Source organism: Geodermatophilus sp. SYSU D00703, assembly GCF_054050155.1.
Genome location: NZ_JBJGYU010000001.1, coordinates 403083 through 422742 on the forward strand (window position 1 = coordinate 403083; position 19660 = coordinate 422742).

Consider the following 19660-nt stretch of genomic DNA (forward strand, 5'->3'; position numbering starts at 1 on the left):
GACATCTGGCCCCTGCAGGGTCCCGCCGCGATCGTGCGAGCGGTGGACCCCGCAGCGGGCCCGCCTCAGGCCAGGTGGCCGAACTCCCAGTGCCAGGGCTCGGGCTTCTCGCCGCCCGGCCGCGCCCAGTCCGGCTGCACGAACCCGTAGCGCTCGGCGTTCGCCGCCATCCAGGCCGACTGCGGCGTCCCGGCGACGTTGATGCCGCCGCACAGGTCGACCGCGAGCCCCCAGCCGTGGTTGGACGTGCCGGGCACCGCCGCCAGCAGCGGCTTGGCGCGGAACGCGGACTCCTGCCCGGCGCGTGAGCGGTAGCTGTCGGTGGTGCACAGCGGACGGTCGAAGGCGGCCTCGAAGGCGTCGGCCAGCGCCGCGTGGCCGGTGGCCGCGTCGCAGCGGAGCGCGTGGCCGCGGGCGATGGAGCAGAGGGCGCCCGACGGGATCTGGCCGTTGGACCAGCCGCCCCACGCCGGGCTGTGCCCGCCGGCCGGGACGGGCGGGGCGCCGCACGCGCCCCGGCCGGCGGTCCCGGGAGGCAGGAGCCCGTTCGGCTCGGCGGGGGCCGGGAGGGTGACCCGGACCGCCCCCGTCACGTCGGCCATCGTCCGGACGGCGACCTTGTAGCCGGCCGCGGAGGCCGCGACGACCTGGCCGGCACCGAGGTAGACGCCGACGTCCGTGCCGCCGTCGGCGAAGACGAGGTCGCCCACCTGCAGCTGCGCGAGCGGCACGGCCGCGCCGTGCGCCCACTGGTCGGCCGGCCAGGACGGCAGCGCGTACCCGGCGAGCAACCAGGCGCCGGCCGCCAGCCCGCCGCAGTCGTAGGCGTCGGGGCCGGCGTCGCCGGGCACGTAGGGCTTGCCGACCTGGGCCAGGGCGCTGCTCACCGCCGCGACCGTCTCGGCCGGGAGCACGGTGACCGGCTTGTTGCCGATGACCGCCCACGCGACGCCGGGGACCGGCTGACCGGCGGCGTCCAGGGCGGGGGACAGGCCCGCCGGGAGCGACGCCGGGTCGGCCAGGGCGGCCGCGGCGGGCGGCTCGATCCCGGCGCCGGACAGCTGCGCGAGGTGGTCCTGCCACCGGTGCAGCGCCCGTTCGTTGGTCTCCCGCTGCGCGCCGGCCGCGGGGCCGGTGCCCAGCGCCGCCAGTTGGGCGGCCACGTCGGTGCGCATCCCGGTCACGGAGGTCCGGACCTCGTCGAGGACGGCGGCGGCCTGCCGCGAGACGGCGGCGACGGCGTCCTCGGCCGTGGCCACCCGGTCGGCGGCCGCGGCGGCGTCGGTCGCGGCACGGTCGGCCCGCGCCACGGTCGTGGCCAGGTCCCGCGAGTCGAGCTCGGCCAGGCCCTGCGCGTGCAGGACGTCCGAGGTCGCCGAGGGCTCGTGCACGCTCAGCTGCAGGAGCGGCGCGCGCCCTTCGGCCGAGGTCCGGTAGAGCGCGGCGGCGCGCGCGCCGACCGCCTCCTGAGCGGCCGCGAGGCGCTCACGGGCTGCGGCCTCGGCCTCGCGCGCACGTTCCAGCTCGGCTCGCCGGGACGCGAGGGTCTCCTGGAGGCCCCGGTAGCGGGTGGCGCCGTCGAGCATGGTGCCCTGCGCGGCCAGGGCGAGGCCCGCGGTGTCGCCGGGCTCGGCCGCGGTGCCGGCCGGCTGGGTCCCCGGTGCGACGAGGCCGGCCAGCACGGGGAGCACGAGCCCGAGGGCGGCGAGGGAGATGCGCATCGACCAGCGGCGCCGGCCGACCGGCGTCCGGCGGCGCGGAGTCGTGCGGCGCGCCGGTGGTGGAGCCGGACGGCGGCGGGCGGGGCGGCCCCCGGTGGCGGACGGTCCGGCCCGGCCGGCGGACGTGCCCGTGCCGGCGGCGCGGGCGGCCAGCGCCGCACGCAGGGCGGCGGCCTCCTGGGCCGTGAGCGGGGGACGGGCCGTCGTCCCGGCAGGGGAGGCCGGTCGCCGGGCGGCGCCGGCGGACCCCGAGCCGGTCCTCCGCCGCACCGGAGCGGCGGGTTGACGGGGAGCGGTTCGGCCCGGTGCGGCCGGGCGGAGGCCCCCCTGACGCTGGGCGGCCTCGCGGAGGGCCGCCAGGTGGGCCGCGGCGAGCGCGGCCTCCCGCGGCGTGGGGGTGCGGGTGACCTTCGTGCGTGGTGCGGGCACTGCAGGTCCCCCGGCGGTCTCGTCGTACGTGGCCGGCTCCGCAGCGTGCGGAGCTCTCGGCCGTCGTATCGACGGGGCGGGGGTGGCGCCGGAGGGGGCCGGACGACGGCGTCACTCCACCGGGGGAGGGTGGACCACAGGTGACACCCGATCGGCGGACAGGTCAGTCGCCGCCGGCGTGGTCTCCCGGTGGCCACCAGGCGCCGTGGTGGTGCTCCAGGGGGATGCGCAGCTGCCCGCCGTCCTCGGTGGAGACGACGAGCTCGACCGAGGCGACCCGCCGGTCGGCGCCGTCGAGACGGACCACCTCCCCGGTGGCCAGTGGCACCGGAGGGAGGACCAGGGCGTCATCAGGCGCGGCCATGGGACTCCTTCCCGGAAGCGGTGGCGGGGCGCCGCCCATGCTGGCAGAGCCGGTGCGCAGACGCCGAGGTCCCGTCGTCCGGGTGGACGACGGGACCTCTGGCCCCGCTGCAGGGGCCCACCGCGAGCGTGCGAGCGGGGGGTCCTTCTGTCAGCGGTCGGCGACCTCCACGAACGACCGCTCCTTCTCCCCGGTGTAGACCTGCCGGGGCCGGCCGATCTTGGTCGCCGGGTCGGCGATCATCTCGCGCCACTGGGCGATCCAGCCGGGCAGCCGGCCGAGGGCGAACAGCACGGTGAACATCCGGGTCGGGAAGCCCATCGCCCGGTAGATCAGCCCGGTGTAGAAGTCGACGTTCGGGTAGAGCTTGCGCTGGATGAAGTACTCGTCGCTGAGCGCGATCTCCTCCAGCCGCTGGGCGAGGTCGAGCAGCTCGTTGTTGCCGCCCATCTTGGCCAGCACGTTGTCGGCGGTCTTCTTCACGATCGCCGCGCGCGGGTCGTAGTTCTTGTAGACCCGGTGCCCGAAGCCCATCAGCTTGACGCCGGGCTCCTTCTTCTTCACCCGCTCGACGAACCGGTCGACGTCCCCGCCGTCGCGCTGGATGGCCTCGAGCATCTCCAGCACCGACTGGTTGGCACCGCCGTGCAGGGGGCCGAAGAGGGCGTTGATGCCGGCCGAGACCGACGCGAACAGGTTGGCGTTCGAGGAGCCGACCAGGCGCACGGTCGACGTCGAGCAGTTCTGCTCGTGGTCGGCGTGCAGGACGAACAGCATGTCAAGCGCCTTGGCCATCTCCGGGTCGACCTCGTAGGGCTCCGCGGGGAAGCCGAAGGTCATCCGGAGGAAGTTCTCCACCAGACCCAGGGAGTTGTCCGGGTAGAGGAACGGCTGGCCGACCGACTTCTTGTACGCGTAGGCGGCGATCGTCGGCAGCTTGGCCAGCAGCCGCAGCGTGGAGATCTCGACCTGCTCGTCGTCGAACGGGTCCAGCGAGTCCTGGTAGAAGGTCGACAGGGCGCTGACCGCCGAGGACAGCACCGGCATGGGGTGGGCGTCCCGCGGGAAGCCCTTGAAGAACTGCTTGAGGTCCTCGTGCAGCAGGGTGTGCCGCCGCAGCCGGGAGTCGAAGTCGGCCAGCTGGTCGGCGGTGGGCAGCTCGCCGTAGATCAGCAGGTAGCTGACCTCGACGAAGCTGGCCTTCTCCGCGAGCTGGTCGATCGGGTACCCGCGGTAGCGCAGGATCCCGGCGTCGCCGTCGATGTAGGTGATGGCCGACGTGCAGGACGCGGTGTTGACGAAGCCGATGTCGAGGGCGACCGTTCCGGTCGTCGACAGCAGCTTGCCTGTGTCGATTCCGTCGGCCCCCTCCGTGGCCGGGACCACGCGCAGGGGCAGTTCTCCACCGGGATAGCGCAGGGATACGTCGGCGGTGCCGGCGGGTGCGCTCGCTGTCTCGCTCATCAGGTGTGGACGCTACTCAGCTTTCGGGGCGCAGGCGCGGCGACCCCACCGGGAGGAGGGGGCGGCGACCCTCACGGCCGCGCCCCACCCCCTCGGTGGCGTCACGGGTGGGTCATCGAGAGGACGTCGAGGGCCTCGTCGAGCTGGGCCTCGGTGAGCTTCCCCTGCTCGATGTAGCCGCGCTCGACGACCACCCGGCGGATCGTCTTCTGCTCGGCCAGCGACTGCTTGGCGACCTTCGCCGCCTCCTCGTAGCCGATGTACTTGTTCAGCGGCGTGACGATCGACGGGGAGGACTCGGCCAGCTCGCGGCAGCGGTCGACGTTGGCGGTGATGCCGTCGACGCAGCGGTCGGCCAGCAGCCGGCTGACGTTGCTCAGCAGCCGGATCGACTCGAGCACGTTGCGGGCCATCAGCGGCAGCGTGACGTTGAGCTCGAAGTTGCCGGTGGACCCGGCGAAGGTCACCGCGGCGTCGTTGCCGATCACCTGGGCGGCCACCTGGATCGTCGCCTCCGGGATCACCGGGTTGACCTTGCCCGGCATGATCGAGCTGCCCGGCTGCAGGTCGGGCAGGAAGATCTCGCCCAGGCCGGTGCGCGGACCCGAGCCCATCCAGCGCAGGTCGTTGGCGATCTTCACCAGGCCGACCGCGATGGTCTTGAACTGACCCGACGCCTCCACCAGGGCGTCCCGCGAGCTCTGCGCCTCGAAGTGGTTGCGCGCCTCGGACAGCGGCAGGCCCAGGTCGGCGGCGAGCCGCTCGATGATCGCGGCGGCGAACCCGGGCGGGGTGTTGATGCCGGTGCCGACCGCGGTGCCGCCGAGAGGCAGCTCGCCGATCCGCGGCAGCGAGGCCTCCAGCCGCTCGACGCCGTAGCGGACGGCGGCGGCGTACCCGCCGAACTCCTGGCCGAGGGTGACCGGGGTGGCGTCCATCAGGTGGGTGCGGCCGCTCTTGACCACCTCGGCGAACTCCGCCTCCTTGCGGGCGAGGGCGGCCTCCAGGTGGCGCAGCGCCGGGATGAGGTCGCGGACGATTGCCTTCGTCGCGGCCACGTGGATCGCCGACGGGAACACGTCGTTGGACGACTGCGAGGCGTTGACGTGGTCGTTCGGGTGCACCGGCGAGCCGAGGGACTCGGTGGCCAGCGAGGCCAGGACCTCGTTGGTGTTCATGTTGCTCGACGTCCCGGACCCGGTCTGGAAGACGTCGATGGGGAAGTGCTCGTCCCACTCGCCGCGGGCGACGGCGGCGGCCGCGGTGCCGATGGCCTCGGCGGCCTCCTTGGGCAGCACCCCGAGCGAGGCGTTGACCTCGGCGGCCGCGCCCTTGATGGCGGCCAGGGCGGCGATCAGTTCGCGCTCGATCGGCGTGCCGGAGATGGGGAAGTTCTCGACGGCGCGCTGCGTCTGCGCCCGCCACTTCGCCCACGCGGGGACCCGTACCTCGCCCATCGAGTCGTGCTCGACGCGGTAGTCCGTGCCGTCCTGCTGTGCGACCACGCTGCGCTCCCGGTGTGGTGTGTGGTGACAGTGCTGCGCCGACCCTAGATCCCCTCGAGAACCGCCTCGGGACCGATCGGCACCGGTGTGACCGGAGGCCACTGGTGAGCCGGTGCGTGCGAGGGCCACAGTCCTGGTCGGAGCAGCGGGCGGCCCCTACCATGCCGACGCCCGTCATCCGGACCGAGGAGCCCACCGAGCATGTCGCAGCCGCCGCCGTACCCGCCGCAGGGCGGCAAGGACCCCTCGGGCGACCGGCCCGGCGAGCCGGGCCGGGAGCAGCCGGAGGGCCAGGACGCCGACCAGCCCACCCAGCAGCTCGGTCCACAGGGCTGGGGCGGGCCCGGCCGCCCGGACGACGCTCCCCGCCCGCTGGGCACTCCGGGCGGGCCGGACGACACGACGCAGCAGCTGGGCGCGCCGGGCGGGACGACGCAGCCCGGCTCGCCGGGCGGGACGACGCAGCAGATCCGGCCGGGCGACCTGCTCCCGCCCCCTCCGGGGGCCGGCGAGCGCCACGAGACCCGCCGGTTCGACCAGCCGCAGTTCGGGCAGCAGCCGCAGTACGGCCAGCCGCCGCAGCAGGGGCAGCCCTCGTACGGCGCGCCGCCGGTCGGCCAGCCCGGGTACGGCCAGCCGCCGCCCTACGGACAGCAGCCCGGCTGGGGACCGCCGCCCCAGTACGGCCAGCCCGGCTACGGCCAGCCTCAGTACGGCCAGCCCGGCTACGGCCAGCCCCAGTACGGCCAACCGGGCCACGGCGGCCCCGGGAGCCCGGGCGGACCGAGCCCTGGGAGTCCGGGCGGCACCGGCGGGGGCAGCAAGCGGAACAAGGTGATCGCCCTGGTGGTCGCCGGGGTGGTCGTGCTCGCCGCCGTCGCGGTCGGGCTGTTCTTCCTGCTCCGGGACGACCCGGGCCCGGCGTCGAACGCCACCGACGCTCCGGCCTCGCAGACCTCGTCGTCCGCTCCGGAGACCTCCGAGGAGACCCCGTCGGAGTCGGCGGAGCCGTCCTCGCCGGAGTCGTCCCCCTCCGGCGAGGCGGAGGAGGCGCCGGAGGGGCAGCCGCCGGGCACGCTGGGGGACGACCCGATGCTCGACGCGCTGGCCCGGTCCTGCTTCGAGGCCGACTGGGCGGCCTGCGACGAGCTGTACTTCAGCAGCGAGGTCGACACGGAGTACGAGAGCTACGGCGAGACCTGCGGAGGGCGCAACGAGCCGGTGTTCGGCACCTGCTCGGACCGCTACGGCGGTGGCGGCGAGGACACCGGTGGGGTCCCGGCCGACCTGCCCCCGGGCCAGCCGGCGCCGACCGGCGGGAACCCGGACGTCCAGTCGGTCGCCGACACGTGCGCCGAGGGCTTCGTGTCCCTGTGCGACGTCCTCCGGCTGCTGGACGGCGACCCGGACCTGCAGCCCTACGCCGACTACGGCAAGACCTGCGGCGGCCGCAACGAGCCGACGGAGACGTTCTGCACCGACCTGTACCGCTGACGGACCGCGACGGCTCCGCCTCCTCCGGACCCACGGGGAGGCGGGGCCGTCGTCGTCCCGGGGCGGCCCGCCGCTCGGCTAGGTTCGCGCCGTGACCACGGACGCCGCTCCCGACCCCGGACAGCCGCCCGCCGTACGGGCCTCGGACGCCGACCGCGAGGCCGTCGTGTCCCGCCTGCAGAAGGCCCTCGCCGAGGGGCGCATCGACCTGCACGAGTTCGGCGACCGGGTGGAGGGTGCGTACGCCGCCGTCACCACCGCCGACCTCGGGCGGCTGGTGGCCGACCTGCCTCCCGACGCCCCGCCGCCGGTCGAGATCGTCGGTACCCGGGTGCCCGAGACGCTGAGCTCCGTCTTCGGCGACGTCAAGGTCGGGGGGACCGCCGACGTCCCGCGGCTGGTCTCGACGGTCTTCGGCGACATCCGGCTGGACCTGCGCAACCTGCGCACCGACGCCGAGCGGATCGACCTGGTCCTCGGCACGGTCTTCGGGGACGTCGACGTGGTCGTCGCCGAGGGCGTCGACGCCGAGATCTCCGGCTGGACGGTGTTCGGCGACCGGAAGACGCGGTTGGCACCGGTGCCGCGGGTGGCCGGGACGCCGCGGGTCGTCGTCCGCGCCCGGACGGTCTTCGGCGACCTGAGGCTGCGGAGCCTGGCGCCGGGGGAGTCGCCGAGCCGGTGGCGGGCGGTCATGGACCGCCTCGCCCAGCGGCACCTGCCGCCTCCGCCGCCCTCCATCCCGCCGGCCTGACCTCGGCCTCCCTGCAGGGGCCCGCCGCGAGTTCGCGAGCGGTGGGGGCAGGGAGGTCCTTCTTCAGGCCTCGTCGTGGCCGCGGTCGAAGGGCACCGCGGAGTAGGCGCGCAGCTTCTGCAGCGAGTGCAGGCTCTCGATGGAGCGGATGGTGCCCGAGCGCGAGCGCATCACCAGCGACTGCGTGGTGCAGCCGCCGGCCCGGTACTGCACGCCGCGCAGCAGCTCGCCGTCGGTGATGCCGGTCGCGACGAAGAACACGTCACCGCGGACCAGGTCGTCGATCTGCAGCACCCGGTCCAGGTCATGGCCGGCGTCGAGCGCCTTCTGCCGCTCGTCGTCGTCCTTCGGCCAGAGCCGGCCCTGCAGCGCACCGCCCATGCACTTGAGCGCGCAGGCGGCGATGATCCCCTCCGGGGTGCCGCCGATGCCCATGAGCAGGTCGACGCCGGTGCCCTCGCGGGCGGCGGCGATGGCGCCGGCGACGTCGCCGTCGGTGATGAACTTGATGCGGGCGCCGGCGTCCCGGACCTCGCGCACGAGCTGCTCGTGCCGCGGGCGGTCGAGGATGCACACGGTGACGTCCTCGACCGAGACGTGCTTGGCCCTGGCCACCCGGCGGACGTTCTCCGCGACCGGGGCGGTGATGTCGACGACGTCGGCCGCGGCCGGGCCGGTGGCGATCTTCTCCATGTAGAAGACGGCGGACGGGTCGTACATCGCCCCGCGGTCGGCGACCGCCATGACGGCGATCGCGTTCGGCATGCCCTTCGCCATCAGCGTGGTGCCGTCGATCGGGTCGACGGCGACGTCGCACTCCGGGCCGTTGCCGTCGCCGACCTGCTCGCCGTTGTAGAGCATCGGCGCCTGGTCCTTCTCGCCCTCGCCGATGACGACGACGCCCTTCATGCTCACCGTGCCGATGAGCGCGCGCATCGCGTCGACGGCGGCACCGTCGCCGCCGTTCTTGTCCCCACGGCCCACCCAGCGGCCCGCTGCCATCGCCGCCGCCTCGGTGACCCGGACCAGCTCCAGGGCCAGGTTGCGGTCGGGGGCGGGGCGGTCGGTGAGGAACGTGCTACCGCTGGGCGTGAGTGGGCCGTCGGGCAGGGGCAGGGACACGCAGACCTCCTGGTGGAAGGACCCCGTCCTGCCCACCCCTCGCGAGCTCGGGGCGGTGCCCTGGACGGGGCCAGGCGCGGGGACGGCGGGGCCGCACGGACGCTGGGCGGCGGGTTGGGGGAGCAGTCCTGTCATCCTAGGGGGGTGACCGGACCCGGCCCGACGAGCGAGCGCTCCACGGAAGACCGCCCTGCGCCGTCCCCCGCGATCGAGCGGGCCAACCGGCTGAGCGCGGCCAACATGGTCCGGTCGCTGGCGCCGCTGGTCGTGATCTGCCTGCTCATCGTCGGCTGGGTGACCTTCCGGCAGTCGGGCGAGGAGCGGACCCTCGTGGTCGACCCGAGCACCACCGTACGGCTGGCCGCCGAACGCGCCGCCTACCCGCTGGTGGCCCCCACCGGACTGCCGGACGGGTACCGGCCGACCAGCGCGCGCACCGACGCCGGCGGAGCCGAGGCGGGCGACCCGGTCACCGTCGAGATCGGCTACCTGACGCCGGGCGAGGAGTACGCCGGCTTCGTCGTGAGCGACGACGCCCGCGCCGAGCCGGTCACCCGCGTGCTGGACGGCGCCGAGGACGCGGGGACCGTGGACCTCGGCGGGCAGGCGTGGACCCGCTCCACCACCCAGCGCGGCGAGACCGCCCTGTGGCGCGCGGACGGCGGGGTCACTGTGCTGGTCACCGGCTCGGCGCAGGACGACGAGCTGGAGGAGGTCGCGGCGTCCGTGCAGCCGGCGTCGGGGTGAACCGTCCGCACGTTGCGGTGCGGTGACGGAGATCACGACCCGGTGTCCGTTCGGCGTGGGAGCGGCGGTTCGGGAGGCGCGCGGTCCCGGCGCGGGGGACCCTTGCGCCCTGGCCGGTCACGGTGCGGTGGCCGGCTCCGGCCTGCGAGGAGCGACGACGATGAGCGGACGCGCGTGCAGCGGTGGCAAGCACTGGCCGCCGACGACCGGGGGGTCCTGCGCCTGCGGGATGATCACCCGGATCCCCGCCGTCCGGGCGGAGCCGGAGGTGTCCCTGCGGGACCTGCTCGCGGCCTCCCTCGACGGCTCCGTCGACCCCGGTCAGGTGGCCGACCGGTTGACGGCCGCCATGGCAGCCGCCCGCCTGACGCTCGCCCGGGCGGCCGTCGCGCGGTAGCCCGATCGAGCAGGCGCACCGGGTGGGCGGAGCCGGCGCCCCGGATCGCTCAGCCCCGGTCGGCGCTCTCGGCCGGGGCCGCCGCCGTCAGCCGCTCACGGGCGCGGTCGAGCCAGTGCCGGCACAGCTCGGCCAGCTGCTCGCCGCGCTCCCACAGGGTCAGCGACTCCTCGAGCGTCAGGCCGCCGGCCTCCAGCCGTCGCACCACGTCGGCGAGCTCCTCGCGGGCCTGCTCGTAGGTCGTCGTCGGCTCGTTCGAGGGCTCCGTCACGGGATCCTCGGTGCCTCCCCGCGGAGCGCTCCGCTCCTCGCTGCGATGCTCGCGCTCCTGTCCGCTCACGGTTGCCCATCCTCCCTGTCGACCCGGACCGGCAGCCGGCCCCCCGCCACGCGCACCGACAACCGCTCGTCGTCGGCCACCTCGGCGGGGTCGCGGACCAGCGAGCCGTCGGCCCGCTGGACGACGGCGTAGCCCCGCTGCAGGGTCGCCGCCGGCGAGAGGGCCGCCACCCGCGCGCGGGCGTGCTCGAGGTCGCGCTCGGCGCCCTCCAGCCGGTGGGTGAGCGTGCGCCGCGCCCGGGTGCGCAACTGCGCGACGTCGTCCGCCCGACCCTCGAGCATCCGCTGGGGCGCGGCGAGCACCGGGCGGCTGCGGACGCTCTCCAGCCACCGCTCCTGCTGCTCGAGCCGGGTGGCCAGCAGGTGCCGGGCCCGGGCGCGCAGCCCGTCGACCAGCCGCCGCTGCTCGCCGATCTCGGGGACCACCCGGTGCGCGGCGTCGGTGGGGGTCGCGGCCCGGACGTCGGCGGCGTGGTCGACCAGGGTGGTGTCGGTCTCGTGGCCGACGGCGGTCACCACGGGGGTGCGGCAGGCGGCGATCGCCCGCACCAGGCCCTCGTCGGAGAAGGGCAGCAGGTCCTCCACCGAGCCGCCGCCGCGGGCGATGACGATCACCTCCACCGCCGGGTCGGCGTCCAGCCGGCGCAGTCCGTCGATGACCGACGCGGCAGCGCTGGGCCCCTGCACCAGGCTGTGGTGGACGGCGAAGCGGATCGCGGGCCACCGGCGCCGCGCGGTGACCAGCACGTCCCGCTCGGCGGCGCTGTCCCGGCCGGTGACCACCCCGACGACCGCGGGGGCGAAGGGCAGCGGCTTCTTGCGGGCGGTGTCGAACAGGCCCTCGGCGGCGAGCAGGCGGCGGATCCGCTCGATGCGGGCGAGCAGCTCACCGAGGCCGACGGCGCGGATCTCGGTGGCGCGGAGGGAGAACGAACCGCGGGCGACGTAGTAGTCCGGACGGGCCCGCACGATCACCCGGGCGCCCTCGGTCAGCTCCAGACCCGGGCGGTCGGCGACGTCCCGCGCGCAGGTGACCGGCACCGACAGGTCCGCGGCCGGGTCGCGCAGGGTGAGGAAGACCGTCGCCGCGCCGCGCCGGGACAGCTGGGCGATCTGCCCCTCGACCCACACCTCCCCGAGCCGGCCGATCCACTCGGCGACCTTGCGGGCCACCGTGCGGACCGGCCAGGGGGCTTCGGGGGACGACGGCGCGGTCATGCCCTCGAGCGTGCCAGGCAGTACCGACGTCCCGTGTGGCCCCGTCCAGAGGCTCGCCGCGAGCCTGCGACCGGTGAGGAGGACGGGGTCCTTCCCGTCACATGCCGCGCGGGGCCAGCGGGCTGGACTCCACCGCCTGCCGCTCGAGCTTCTCCAGCCGGTTGCGCAGCATCCGCAGGTACGGCTCGCGGCCGCGGGTGGCCTCCTCGTAGGCGACCAGGTCCTGCACGGTGGCCAGCTGGTACCCGCGGAGCCGGCCGCGCAGCTGGGTGATCGTGAAGTTGTCGTACCCCTCGACCGGGGCGGCACCGGCGGCCGCGGCACCGGCGGTGTCCCCGGCCTCCTCGACCTCGGCGGGCGTCGTCTCCTCGACGTCGGTGCGGTGGCCGGTTGCCGCGGCGACCGTGGTGCCGCCCTCGTCGGTGGCCGTGGCGACCGTGGGGCCGCCCTCGTCGATGGCCGTGGCGGTGCCGCCCTCGCCGGCCGCGGCGCCGCTCTGGTCGGTGGCCAGCACCTGCTCGGTGGCGTCGGCCGGCGCCTCGGGCTCCTCGGCGGCCTCCGGAGCGGCGACGCCCTCGTCGGTGACGGTCGCCTCGACCGTGGCCACCTCGCCGTCCGGCGTGATGACGTCGACGTCGGTGGCGACGTCGGCCGTCTCGACGGCGGGTGCGGCCGACGGGGACTCCTCGGTGATCGGCGCCGGCGCGGGCGCGGGGCTCTCCGCGATGAGGTCGGTGTCGACCGACCCCTCGGCCGTGCCGCCGTCGACGAGCGCGCTGTCCGGGGCGCCGTCGGCCTCGAGCAGCGCCGTCTCGAGCGCGTCCTCCGTGGTCAGCCCGGGCTCGCCGAGGTCGAGCTGCGCGGCCTCGACCTCGTCGGTGATGTCCTGCAGCGCCTCGACCACCTCCTCGGGCGCCGGCTCGGGCGGCAGGCCGGAGACCTCGTCGTCGATGAGGTGGGCGACCTCCTCGGCGAGCTCCTCGTCGGGCACGGTCTCGGCCGCGCGGTCGAAGGCCGACGTCCGGACGCCGTTGCCCGACGGGGCCGGCGGGAGGTCCTCGTCGAAGGTGGCCAGGCCCGGCTCGGCCTCCCCGCGCATCCCCGTGAACAGTTCGTCGCCGCGGGCGACCAGGCCGGCGTAGTGCTGCTGCAGCTTCATGGTGGCCTGCATGGCCAGACCGATCACGCGGACCGGCAGGGCCGGCAGCGTCTGCGGCAGCCGACGGGCCTCGTCGAGGACGGTGGCGGCCAGGCCGGCGGCGGCTCGGATGGCCTGGGGGATCTCACGCGACATGCACCAAGCCTGCCCCAGCCTCGGGCGGATGGCAGCCTCGCTTCGACCGACGCCACCCGGACGGGCGCAGGGAGTGGCGGGGGTCTCCTCGCGCGGCCAGGGCGGGGTCCGCCGCCCACATACCATGGGGCCATGGCTGATCAGCGCGGACGCGTCCTGCTGGCCGATCCCCGGGGCTACTGCGCCGGCGTGGACCGGGCGGTGGTCGCGGTCGAGCGGGCCCTGGAGATCCACGGGGCGCCGGTCTACGTCCGCAAGCAGATCGTCCACAACAAGCACGTGGTGGCCACCCTCGAGCGCCGGGGCGCGGTCTTCGTCGACGAGACCGACGAGGTGCCCGAGGGCGCGGTCGTCGTCTTCAGCGCGCACGGCGTCTCCCCGGCCGTCCACGCCGAGGCCGCCGCGCGGCAGCTTCGGACCATCGACGCGACCTGCCCGCTGGTGACCAAGGTGCACTCCGAGGCGAAGCGGTTCGCCAAGGACGACTACGACATCCTGCTGATCGGCCACCGCGGCCACGAGGAGGTCGAGGGCACCTCCGGTGAGGCGCCCGAGCACATCCAGCTCGTCGACGGCCCTGACGACGTCGCGGGCGTGCAGGTGCGGGACCCGGAGAAGGTCGTGTGGCTGTCGCAGACCACGCTGTCGGTCGACGAGACGCTGACCACCGTCGACCGGCTGCGGGAGCGGTTCCCGACGCTGCAGTCCCCGCCGAGCGACGACATCTGCTACGCCACCCAGAACCGCCAGCAGGCGGTCAAGCAGATGGCGCCCTCCTGCGACCTGGTGATCGTGGTCGGCTCCACCAACTCGTCGAACTCGGTGCGGCTGGTGGAGGTCGCGCTGGAGGCCGGGGCCCGCGCGGCGCACCTGGTCGACTTCGCCGCCGAGGTCGACCCCGCCTGGCTGGACGGCGTGGCCACCGTCGGGGTCACCAGCGGCGCGTCGGTGCCCGAGGTGTTGGTCAGCGAGGTGCTCGACTGGCTCGCCGAGCGCGGCTACCCGGACGTCGAGACGGTGAAGGCCGCCGAGGAGCGCCTGGTGTTCGCCCTGCCCCACGAGCTGCGTCCCCGCCGGTCCGAGCGGGACTGACGAGGGCCGGAGGTCCCTGGCTGCAGCAGCGGCTCGACGCCAGGCTGCGGCGTGCGTCGGCACGTCCGGAGTGCGTCATGAGCGGCAGCCCGACCGTCCGGTCCGTCGAGACGACGGGGCCCGGCAACGCCGCCACGGTCGCCGGCATCTACGCCGCCTTCGGGCGGGGCGACGTCCCGGCGATCCTGGCCGCCCTGGCCGACGACGTCCGCTGGGAGGAGTGGGCGGACAACACGGCCCAGCGGGCCGGGGTGGAGCACATGACGCCGCGGCGCGGGCCGGCGGAGGTGGTGGCGTTCTTCGAGATCGTCGGCGGCTGGACGCTGCGGCGGTTCGAGGTGCTGGACATCATCGGCGACGGCCGCCAGGTCGTCGCGGAGGTCAGCGGGTCGTTCGACCTGCCGAACGGTGCGCGCCTGGACGACGAGGAACTGCACCTGTGGACGTTCGACGGCACCGGCCGGGTGACCCGCTTCCGGCACTACGCCGACACGGCCAAGCACATCGCCGTGGACCGCGGCGAGACGCCGGGGCAGTGACCCCGGGCGTCAGTGGCGGGCGGCCCAGCGGATCAGCGCGACGACCAGACCGGCCCCGGTGCCGACCGCCATCGCCGGGAAGCCGCGGATCAGCAGGGTGGCCACGCCGGCGAGGTTGAACGTCCCGAACAGCGCGGTGGTGATCGACGCCGCGACGACGTAGAGCAGTGGCGGGGCGACGACCACCGACAGGAGGTCACGCCGGCGCACCAGCAGGGCGGCGACCGCGGTGGCGGCGGCCAGCGCGACGAGGGTGATCAGGCCGAGCCCGGAACCGACGAGGGACTCGAGGCAGGCCACCGCCAGCGTGGCCAGGAAGACGACGAGGACGGCGACGGCGCCGCGCAGCCGACCGCTCTCGGGCCGGCTGGCCTCCCGGCCCGCCGCGCGCGGCTCGGCCGGGCGGACGGGGCGCCGCGCCTCGACGTCCTCGCGCTCGGCGGGACGACGGGTGCGCTCCACCGGCCGGCGCTCGTGCCGGCCGTGCTCGGACGCGCGGACGGCGGAGCTCCGGGCGGCCATGGGCGGCTCCTGGTCGGGCTGGCCGCGGCCCGCGCGGGCGAGGTGCTCGGGCAGCGGCGGGATGTCGGTCGAGCGCACCGGCCGGGGGGCGCCGCCCCGCGACGGGAGCGGCGGCAGGGGCGGGACCGGCGGCCGGGGGACGCGCGCCACGTGCTCACCGGCCTCGGGCCGGGGGGCCCGAGCAGGGGCGCGCCGTTCGGCGCGGACCCCGGACTCCCGCCAGGTGTCGGCCGTGCTCGCCGCCATGGCGCACCTCCCGTCCCTCGTCCCGGGCCTCCGTCGAGGGGGCCGCTGTCACGGGCAACGGTAACGACGGTGGAGGGTCGGTGCGGGGAGGACGCTGCGACGGAGCGCTGTGCAGAAGTGCCAATGTCGACCACCGCCAGTGAGGACACCCCGTGGCGGAGGGGGCCTCTGTGACGAAACGGTACTGCGGCGACGGCTGGTGTGCCCCAGGTTGCGAAAAGCTGACGGGTCAGCCCGTGGTGCCGTCGCGATCTGAGACGTCGGCCGCACACTCGCCGGGCAGCGGCAGCTCGGTCGGCCGGAGGGTCCGCACCGTCGCCTCCAGCGGCGGGGGGCTCGGCACCGGCGTCTCGGCCACGCCGAGGTCGTCGAAGCGGCGGGCGGCGACCAGGACCGAGCTCTCGTAGGAGCCCACCGCGTCGTTGAACCGGCTCACCGTGGAGCTCAGTGCCGAGCCCAGCCGGGTGAGGTGCCCCGAGAGCGTGCCCAGCCGGGCGTGCAGGCGGCGGCCGACCTCCAGCACCTGGTCGGCGTCCCGGGCCAGCCGCTCCTGGCGCCAGGAGTAGGCCACCGTGCGCAGCAGCGCCAGCAGGGTGCTCGGCGTGGCCAGGACGACGTCCCGGGCGAAGCCGTACTCGAGCAGGCCGGGCTCGGCCTCCAGCGCGGTGGTCAGGAACCCGTCGGAGGGGACGAACAGCACGGTGAACGGGGCCGCGGGCCGGAACGCGGTCGGGTAGCGGCGGGCGGCGAGCGCGTCGACGTGGGTGCGCAGCTGGCGGGCGTGCGCGGCGACCCGCTCCGCGCGGACCGCGACGTCCTCGGCCTGGACCGCCTCGATGTACCCGGTGAACGGCACCTTCGCGTCCACGACGACCTGCCGGCCGTCGGCCAGCGTCACCACCAGGTCGGGGCGCACCCCGGCCCCGGCGTCGTTGGTGCTGCTGGGCTGTTCGACGAAGTCGCAGTGCTCGAGCAGCCCGGCCACCTCGACGACCCGGCGCAGCTGCACCTCGCCCCAGCGGCCGCGCACGTGCGGGGTGCGCAGCGCGGTGACCAGCGCCGCCGTCTCCTGCCGCAGCAGCGTCGAGACCTGCCCGACGGTGCCCATCTGCTCGCGCAGCTCCCCGTGCGCCGTGGCCCGGGCCCGCTCCATGCCGGCCAGCAGCCGGTGCAGGTGGTCCAGGGACTCGTGCACCGGGTCCAGGGCGTCGTCGGGTGCCCGCCGCCGGGACACCAGGGCGACGACGCCGAGCGCGACGGCGGCGCCGAGCAGCGCGCCGACGAGGAGTCCGGTGAGCAGCGAGGCGGCGTCCACGAGGGACGAGGGTGCAGGACGGGTCCGACAGTTCCGTGGAGGCCGGGCGGGAGCGGTCAGACCACCAGGGTCAGGTCGGGCCGGGCGACCGACGCCGCCTCGTGGTCGAGGAGCCAGCGCTTCACCGGCGTCCCCCAGCGGAAGCCGCCCAGCCCGCCGTCGGAACCCAGGACGCGGTGGCACGGCACGAACAGGGCGGCGGCGTTGCGCGCGCACGCGTTGGCCGCCGCGCGCACCGCGGAGGGGCGGCCGCAGCGCGCGGCGAACTCCGCGTAGGTGTCCGGCTCGCCCGGGGGCACGGTGCGCAGCACCTCCCACGCGTCCTCGAGGAAGGGACCGGAGCGCTGCCGCACCGGCACCTCGTCGATGGCCCGGACGTCGCCGGCGACGAACGCCTCGACGGCGTCCAGGGCCGGCAGCCGGTCGGCCCGTTCGACCCAGGTCGGGCGCAGCGCGCGGTGCACCAGCGGGAGCAGGTCGGAGACGTCGTCGGTCCAGCCGGCGGCGAGGACGGCCTCGGGGACGTGCGGGTCGGCGGTGACGACCACGGTGAAGGGCCCGGGAGGTGTCTCCGCCGTGGCGAACCGGGCGGTGGGGGGAGTCATGAGGCGCTCCGATCGGGGAGGGACGGCGGGTGGCGTCGGAACAGGTCGGGGACGGCCAGTGCCCACAGGTGCATGACCGCGTACGAACGCCACGGGCGCCAGCGGGTGGCGGCGTCGGAGTCGGAGCTGCCCAGCTCCACCAGCGAGCGCCGCAACGCCAGGTCACCGGGCAACCACACGTCGGGGTCGGCGAGGCCGCGGAGCGCGACGAGGGCCGCCGTCCACAGGCCGATCCCGGGGACGGTCCGCAGCGCGGCGACGGCCTCCTCGCGGTCGGCGCCGGCGTCGAGGGCGACGGCTCCGCTGTCCAGGGCGGCGGCGAGCGCGGCGACCGTGCGGCACCGCGCCCCGGTCAGCCCGACCGCGGTGAGGTCGGCCTCGACGAGAGCGGCCGGGCGGGGGAAGGCGTGGGTCAGCGTGCCGACCGGCTCGGGCAGCGGCGTGCCGGCGGCGGTGAGCAGCCGGGCGGTGAGCGTGCGGGCGCCGGCCACCGAGACCTGTTGGCCGAGCACCGCCCGGACGGCGAGCTCGGCCGCGTCGGGGGAGGCGGGCACCCGGCGGCCGGGTGCGGAGGCGACGAGCCCGGCCAGGGCCGGGTCGGCGGCGAGCACGTCGTCGACCGCGGCCGGGTCGGCGTCCAGGTCGAGCAGCCGGCGGCAGCGGGCGACGGCGACCCCGAGGTCGCGCAGCGCCGTGAGTCGCAGCCGCGCGGTGATCGCCGGGCCGCCGTCGGCCGCGGGGGAGAGCCGGACGACGGCCGGGCCGTGCGGCAGGTCGAGCACGCGGGAGAACGTCGTCCCGTCCCACTCCTCCAGCCCGGGGACGGCGTGCGCGCCGAGGAAGAGCAGCACCTCCGCGGCGTCGTACGGGGCGCGGGCGGCCAGCCGCAGGGTCAGCTCGCCGGGCGCCGCCCCGTTCCGGCCGGGCGCGCTGCGGCGCAGCTGGGTGGGGGTGGCGGCGAAGACCTCGCGGACGGTGTCGTTGAACTGCCGGATGCTGGCGAAGCCCGCGGCGAAGGCGACGTCGGCGATGGGTAGGTCGGTGGTCTCGACGAGCAGCCGGGCGGTCTGGGCCCGCTGGGCCCGGGCGAGGGCGAGCGGTCCGACGCCGAGCTCGCCGACCAGCAGCCGGTGCAGCTGGCGCTCGGAGTAGCCCAGCCGCGCGGCCAGCCCCGGGACGCCGGAGCGCTCGACCTCGCCGTCCGCGACGAGCCGCATGGCACGGGCGACGACGTCGGCGCGGACGTCCCACTCCGGAGAGCCGGGGACCGCGTCGGGGCGGCACCGGCGGCAGGCCCGGTAGCCGGCGCCCTGGGCGGCGGCCGCCGTGGAGAAGAAGCTGACGTTGCGGGCCAGCGGGGTGCGGGCCGGGCACGAGGGGCGGCAGTAGATGCCGGTGGTCGCGACGGCGGTGAAGAACCAGCCGTCGAAGCGGGCGTCCCGGCTGGCGACCGCGCGGTAGCAGCGCTCCGGGTCCAGCGGCGGTGTCATGCAGCGAGCATGGCACTGCGGGGCGTCGAGAACTGGCGGTTTTCGGACGCAGCCGTGGGGCTATCGGAGCCCGCCGTGGGGCTACCGGAGCCGGCCGTCGTCCCCCACGACACGCAGGTGCGGACCGGTGCGGATGTCGGCGCGCGGGTCCTCGACGAGCGGCAACCCCGCCGCCCGGCGGACCCGGTTCTCGGGCACGTCGAGGGCGCGGGCCAGCGCTCCCGCGAGGCGTTCGCTGATGAGCCCGGAGTGCCGGCCGTGCGCGATGTGCGCGATGGTCTGCGGGGCGATGGCCCAGCTCGACCGGCGCGAGGCCTCCTCGACGGTCCCGCCGATCTCCAGCAGGCGTCGCTGGACCAGCTGCTGGAGTGCGTTGTCGGCCACCCGCGAAGGCTAGGTCGGGAAGGCGCGACCCGACAGCCCGCGGTCGGCCACCGGCCGGCCCCTGCGTCGCAACCGGGCGGAGAGGCCCAGAGCGAGGGCGAGCAGGACGAGGGCGCCGGCCACCAGGCCTGCGCCGCCGACGAGCGTCACGGGTCGGGTCTCGGGGAGGAAGAACGCGCAGAGGAGCTTGGTCGCGCCACCGATCGCGAGGACGCACGCCGCCGGCGCCGCCCACGTCCCTCGCAGCACGCCGTGTCCTCCCGGTGACCGCCCTCGAGCCCCCCGACCCGCGGTGCGGAACACGGAACGTAACCGGGCGACCCCGTGCTGACCAGCACTTCTCTCCCGGAAGGGGGAGAGGTCGGTGACTGCCCGCAGTCGTCATACCGAGGACGTCCGTCGTTCACCCCGAGGGGCCACCATCGCCGTGTGTCGTCCGGGCTCGTCGAGCACGTGGGCGACCGCGCGCGCCTGGCGTTGGCCGTTCCGCTGGCCGCCGCGGTCGGGGTCAGCCTGCTCGAACCGCGGCAGCCACCGGCCGGGGTCGCGTTCACGGTGGGTGGGCTGAGCGACGACGGCGGCGGGTTCGTCTCCGCCTCGGTGCTGGCCGGGGTCCTGG

General features: G+C 75.8%; 20 protein-coding genes. 6 read left to right on the forward strand and 14 right to left on the reverse strand.

The window, feature by feature from the left end; translation table 11 throughout:
- Positions 1–65 precede the first annotated feature (65 nt).
- The 4 genes from ACI782_RS02005 to ACI782_RS02020 form a co-directional block, all read right to left on the reverse strand.
- Positions 66–1721, reverse strand: a complete 1656-nt coding sequence (locus tag ACI782_RS02005; protein WP_456905541.1) for an NlpC/P60 family protein — start codon at positions 1719–1721, stop codon at positions 66–68.
- A gap of 592 nt (positions 1722–2313) precedes the next feature.
- Positions 2314–2514 carry a hypothetical protein gene (locus ACI782_RS02010; RefSeq protein WP_456905542.1) on the reverse strand — a complete coding sequence of 67 codons (201 nt, stop codon included), beginning with the start codon at positions 2512–2514 and terminating at the stop codon, positions 2314–2316.
- 150 nt (positions 2515–2664) lie between these two features.
- The gene (locus ACI782_RS02015; RefSeq protein ID WP_456905544.1) at positions 2665–3978 is read right to left on the reverse strand and encodes a citrate synthase; all 1314 of its coding nucleotides are present in this window, start codon (positions 3976–3978) and stop codon (positions 2665–2667) included.
- 101 nt (positions 3979–4079) lie between these two features.
- Positions 4080–5483 carry a class II fumarate hydratase gene (locus tag ACI782_RS02020; RefSeq protein ID WP_456905546.1) on the reverse strand — a complete coding sequence of 468 codons (1404 nt, stop codon included), beginning with the start codon at positions 5481–5483 and terminating at the stop codon, positions 4080–4082.
- Positions 5484–5684: 201 nt separating this feature from the next.
- On the opposite strand from ACI782_RS02020, the gene ACI782_RS02025 reads away from it, so the two are divergent.
- Both ACI782_RS02025 and ACI782_RS02030 read left to right on the forward strand, forming a co-directional pair.
- Positions 5685–6977 carry a hypothetical protein gene (locus ACI782_RS02025; RefSeq protein ID WP_456905548.1) on the forward strand — a complete coding sequence of 431 codons (1293 nt, stop codon included), beginning with the start codon at positions 5685–5687 and terminating at the stop codon, positions 6975–6977.
- A gap of 91 nt (positions 6978–7068) precedes the next feature.
- Positions 7069–7731 carry a DUF1707 domain-containing protein gene (locus tag ACI782_RS02030; RefSeq protein WP_456905550.1) on the forward strand — a complete coding sequence of 221 codons (663 nt, stop codon included), beginning with the start codon at positions 7069–7071 and terminating at the stop codon, positions 7729–7731.
- 63 nt (positions 7732–7794) lie between these two features.
- Here the strand turns inward: ACI782_RS02030 and glpX are convergent, their stop codons facing one another.
- Positions 7795–8853 carry a class II fructose-bisphosphatase gene (gene glpX, locus ACI782_RS02035; RefSeq protein WP_456905552.1) on the reverse strand — a complete coding sequence of 353 codons (1059 nt, stop codon included), beginning with the start codon at positions 8851–8853 and terminating at the stop codon, positions 7795–7797.
- A 144-nt stretch (positions 8854–8997) separates the two neighbouring features.
- Here glpX and ACI782_RS02040 point away from each other — a divergent pair, with 144 nt between their 5' ends.
- Positions 8998–9600, forward strand: a complete 603-nt coding sequence (locus tag ACI782_RS02040) for a DUF4245 domain-containing protein (RefSeq protein WP_456905554.1) — start codon at positions 8998–9000, stop codon at positions 9598–9600.
- Between the two features lie 160 nt (positions 9601–9760).
- Positions 9761–9997: a hypothetical protein gene (locus tag ACI782_RS02045; RefSeq protein WP_456905556.1), complete on the forward strand. Its 237-nt coding sequence runs from the start codon at positions 9761–9763 to the stop codon at positions 9995–9997.
- Positions 9998–10046: 49 nt separating this feature from the next.
- Here the strand turns inward: ACI782_RS02045 and ACI782_RS02050 are convergent, their stop codons facing one another.
- The 3 genes from ACI782_RS02050 to ACI782_RS02060 all read right to left on the reverse strand — a co-directional run bounded on the left by ACI782_RS02050 (position 10047) and on the right by ACI782_RS02060 (position 12848).
- Entirely contained in the window at positions 10047–10268 is a 222-nt protein-coding gene (locus ACI782_RS02050; protein ID WP_456905558.1) for an exodeoxyribonuclease VII small subunit, read from the reverse strand.
- A gap of 65 nt (positions 10269–10333) precedes the next feature.
- Positions 10334–11554, reverse strand: coding sequence for an exodeoxyribonuclease VII large subunit (gene xseA / locus ACI782_RS02055; protein WP_456905560.1), 1221 nt, complete (start codon positions 11552–11554; stop codon positions 10334–10336).
- 97 nt (positions 11555–11651) lie between these two features.
- A complete protein-coding gene (locus tag ACI782_RS02060; protein ID WP_456905562.1) occupies positions 11652–12848 on the reverse strand; it encodes a lipid droplet-associated protein in 1197 nt (398 codons plus the stop codon).
- 132 nt (positions 12849–12980) lie between these two features.
- Here ACI782_RS02060 and ACI782_RS02065 point away from each other — a divergent pair, with 132 nt between their 5' ends.
- Both ACI782_RS02065 and ACI782_RS02070 read left to right on the forward strand, forming a co-directional pair.
- Positions 12981–13940 carry a 4-hydroxy-3-methylbut-2-enyl diphosphate reductase gene (locus tag ACI782_RS02065; RefSeq protein ID WP_456905564.1) on the forward strand — a complete coding sequence of 320 codons (960 nt, stop codon included), beginning with the start codon at positions 12981–12983 and terminating at the stop codon, positions 13938–13940.
- Positions 13941–14017: 77 nt separating this feature from the next.
- Positions 14018–14479 (forward strand): nuclear transport factor 2 family protein, encoded by a 462-nt coding sequence (locus ACI782_RS02070; protein WP_456905566.1) that lies wholly within the window; start codon positions 14018–14020, stop codon positions 14477–14479.
- A 9-nt stretch (positions 14480–14488) separates the two neighbouring features.
- Here ACI782_RS02070 and ACI782_RS02075 read toward each other — a convergent pair whose 3' ends face one another.
- The 6 genes from ACI782_RS02075 to ACI782_RS02100 form a co-directional block, all read right to left on the reverse strand.
- Positions 14489–15247, reverse strand: a complete 759-nt coding sequence (locus ACI782_RS02075) for a DUF6542 domain-containing protein (RefSeq protein WP_456905568.1) — start codon at positions 15245–15247, stop codon at positions 14489–14491.
- 229 nt (positions 15248–15476) lie between these two features.
- Positions 15477–16562 carry a DNA recombination protein RmuC gene (locus ACI782_RS02080; protein WP_456905570.1) on the reverse strand — a complete coding sequence of 362 codons (1086 nt, stop codon included), beginning with the start codon at positions 16560–16562 and terminating at the stop codon, positions 15477–15479.
- 56 nt (positions 16563–16618) lie between these two features.
- The gene (locus ACI782_RS02085) at positions 16619–17167 is read right to left on the reverse strand and encodes a methylated-DNA--[protein]-cysteine S-methyltransferase (RefSeq protein ID WP_456905573.1); all 549 of its coding nucleotides are present in this window, start codon (positions 17165–17167) and stop codon (positions 16619–16621) included.
- Entirely contained in the window at positions 17164–18657 is a 1494-nt protein-coding gene (locus tag ACI782_RS02090) for an AlkA N-terminal domain-containing protein (protein ID WP_456905575.1), read from the reverse strand. The genes ACI782_RS02085 and ACI782_RS02090 overlap by 4 nt, the downstream gene beginning before the upstream one ends.
- Positions 18658–18738: 81 nt before the next feature.
- Positions 18739–19041 carry a hypothetical protein gene (locus ACI782_RS02095; RefSeq protein ID WP_456905577.1) on the reverse strand — a complete coding sequence of 101 codons (303 nt, stop codon included), beginning with the start codon at positions 19039–19041 and terminating at the stop codon, positions 18739–18741.
- Positions 19042–19050: 9 nt separating this feature from the next.
- Positions 19051–19290 carry a hypothetical protein gene (locus ACI782_RS02100; protein WP_456905579.1) on the reverse strand — a complete coding sequence of 80 codons (240 nt, stop codon included), beginning with the start codon at positions 19288–19290 and terminating at the stop codon, positions 19051–19053.
- Positions 19291–19660 lie beyond the last annotated feature (370 nt).

What these genes read in the sequence shown, in the direction of transcription:
- ACI782_RS02005 (WP_456905541.1), bottom strand. Translation starts at nt 1,721, where the DNA reads ATGCGCATCTCCCTCGCCGCCCTCGGGCTCGTGCTCCCCGTGCTGGCC.
- ACI782_RS02010 (WP_456905542.1), bottom strand. Translation starts at nt 2,514, where the DNA reads ATGGCCGCGCCTGATGACGCCCTGGTCCTCCCTCCGGTGCCACTGGCC.
- ACI782_RS02015 (WP_456905544.1), bottom strand. Translation starts at nt 3,978, where the DNA reads ATGAGCGAGACAGCGAGCGCACCCGCCGGCACCGCCGACGTATCCCTG.
- ACI782_RS02025 (WP_456905548.1), top strand. Translation starts at nt 5,685, where the DNA reads ATGTCGCAGCCGCCGCCGTACCCGCCGCAGGGCGGCAAGGACCCCTCG.
- ACI782_RS02045 (WP_456905556.1), top strand. Translation starts at nt 9,761, where the DNA reads ATGAGCGGACGCGCGTGCAGCGGTGGCAAGCACTGGCCGCCGACGACC.
- xseA (WP_456905560.1), bottom strand. Translation starts at nt 11,554, where the DNA reads ATGACCGCGCCGTCGTCCCCCGAAGCCCCCTGGCCGGTCCGCACGGTG.
- ACI782_RS02060 (WP_456905562.1), bottom strand. Translation starts at nt 12,848, where the DNA reads ATGTCGCGTGAGATCCCCCAGGCCATCCGAGCCGCCGCCGGCCTGGCC.
- ACI782_RS02065 (WP_456905564.1), top strand. Translation starts at nt 12,981, where the DNA reads ATGGCTGATCAGCGCGGACGCGTCCTGCTGGCCGATCCCCGGGGCTAC.
- ACI782_RS02070 (WP_456905566.1), top strand. Translation starts at nt 14,018, where the DNA reads ATGAGCGGCAGCCCGACCGTCCGGTCCGTCGAGACGACGGGGCCCGGC.
- ACI782_RS02075 (WP_456905568.1), bottom strand. Translation starts at nt 15,247, where the DNA reads ATGGCGGCGAGCACGGCCGACACCTGGCGGGAGTCCGGGGTCCGCGCC.
- ACI782_RS02085 (WP_456905573.1), bottom strand. Translation starts at nt 17,167, where the DNA reads ATGACTCCCCCCACCGCCCGGTTCGCCACGGCGGAGACACCTCCCGGG.
- ACI782_RS02090 (WP_456905575.1), bottom strand. Translation starts at nt 18,657, where the DNA reads ATGACACCGCCGCTGGACCCGGAGCGCTGCTACCGCGCGGTCGCCAGC.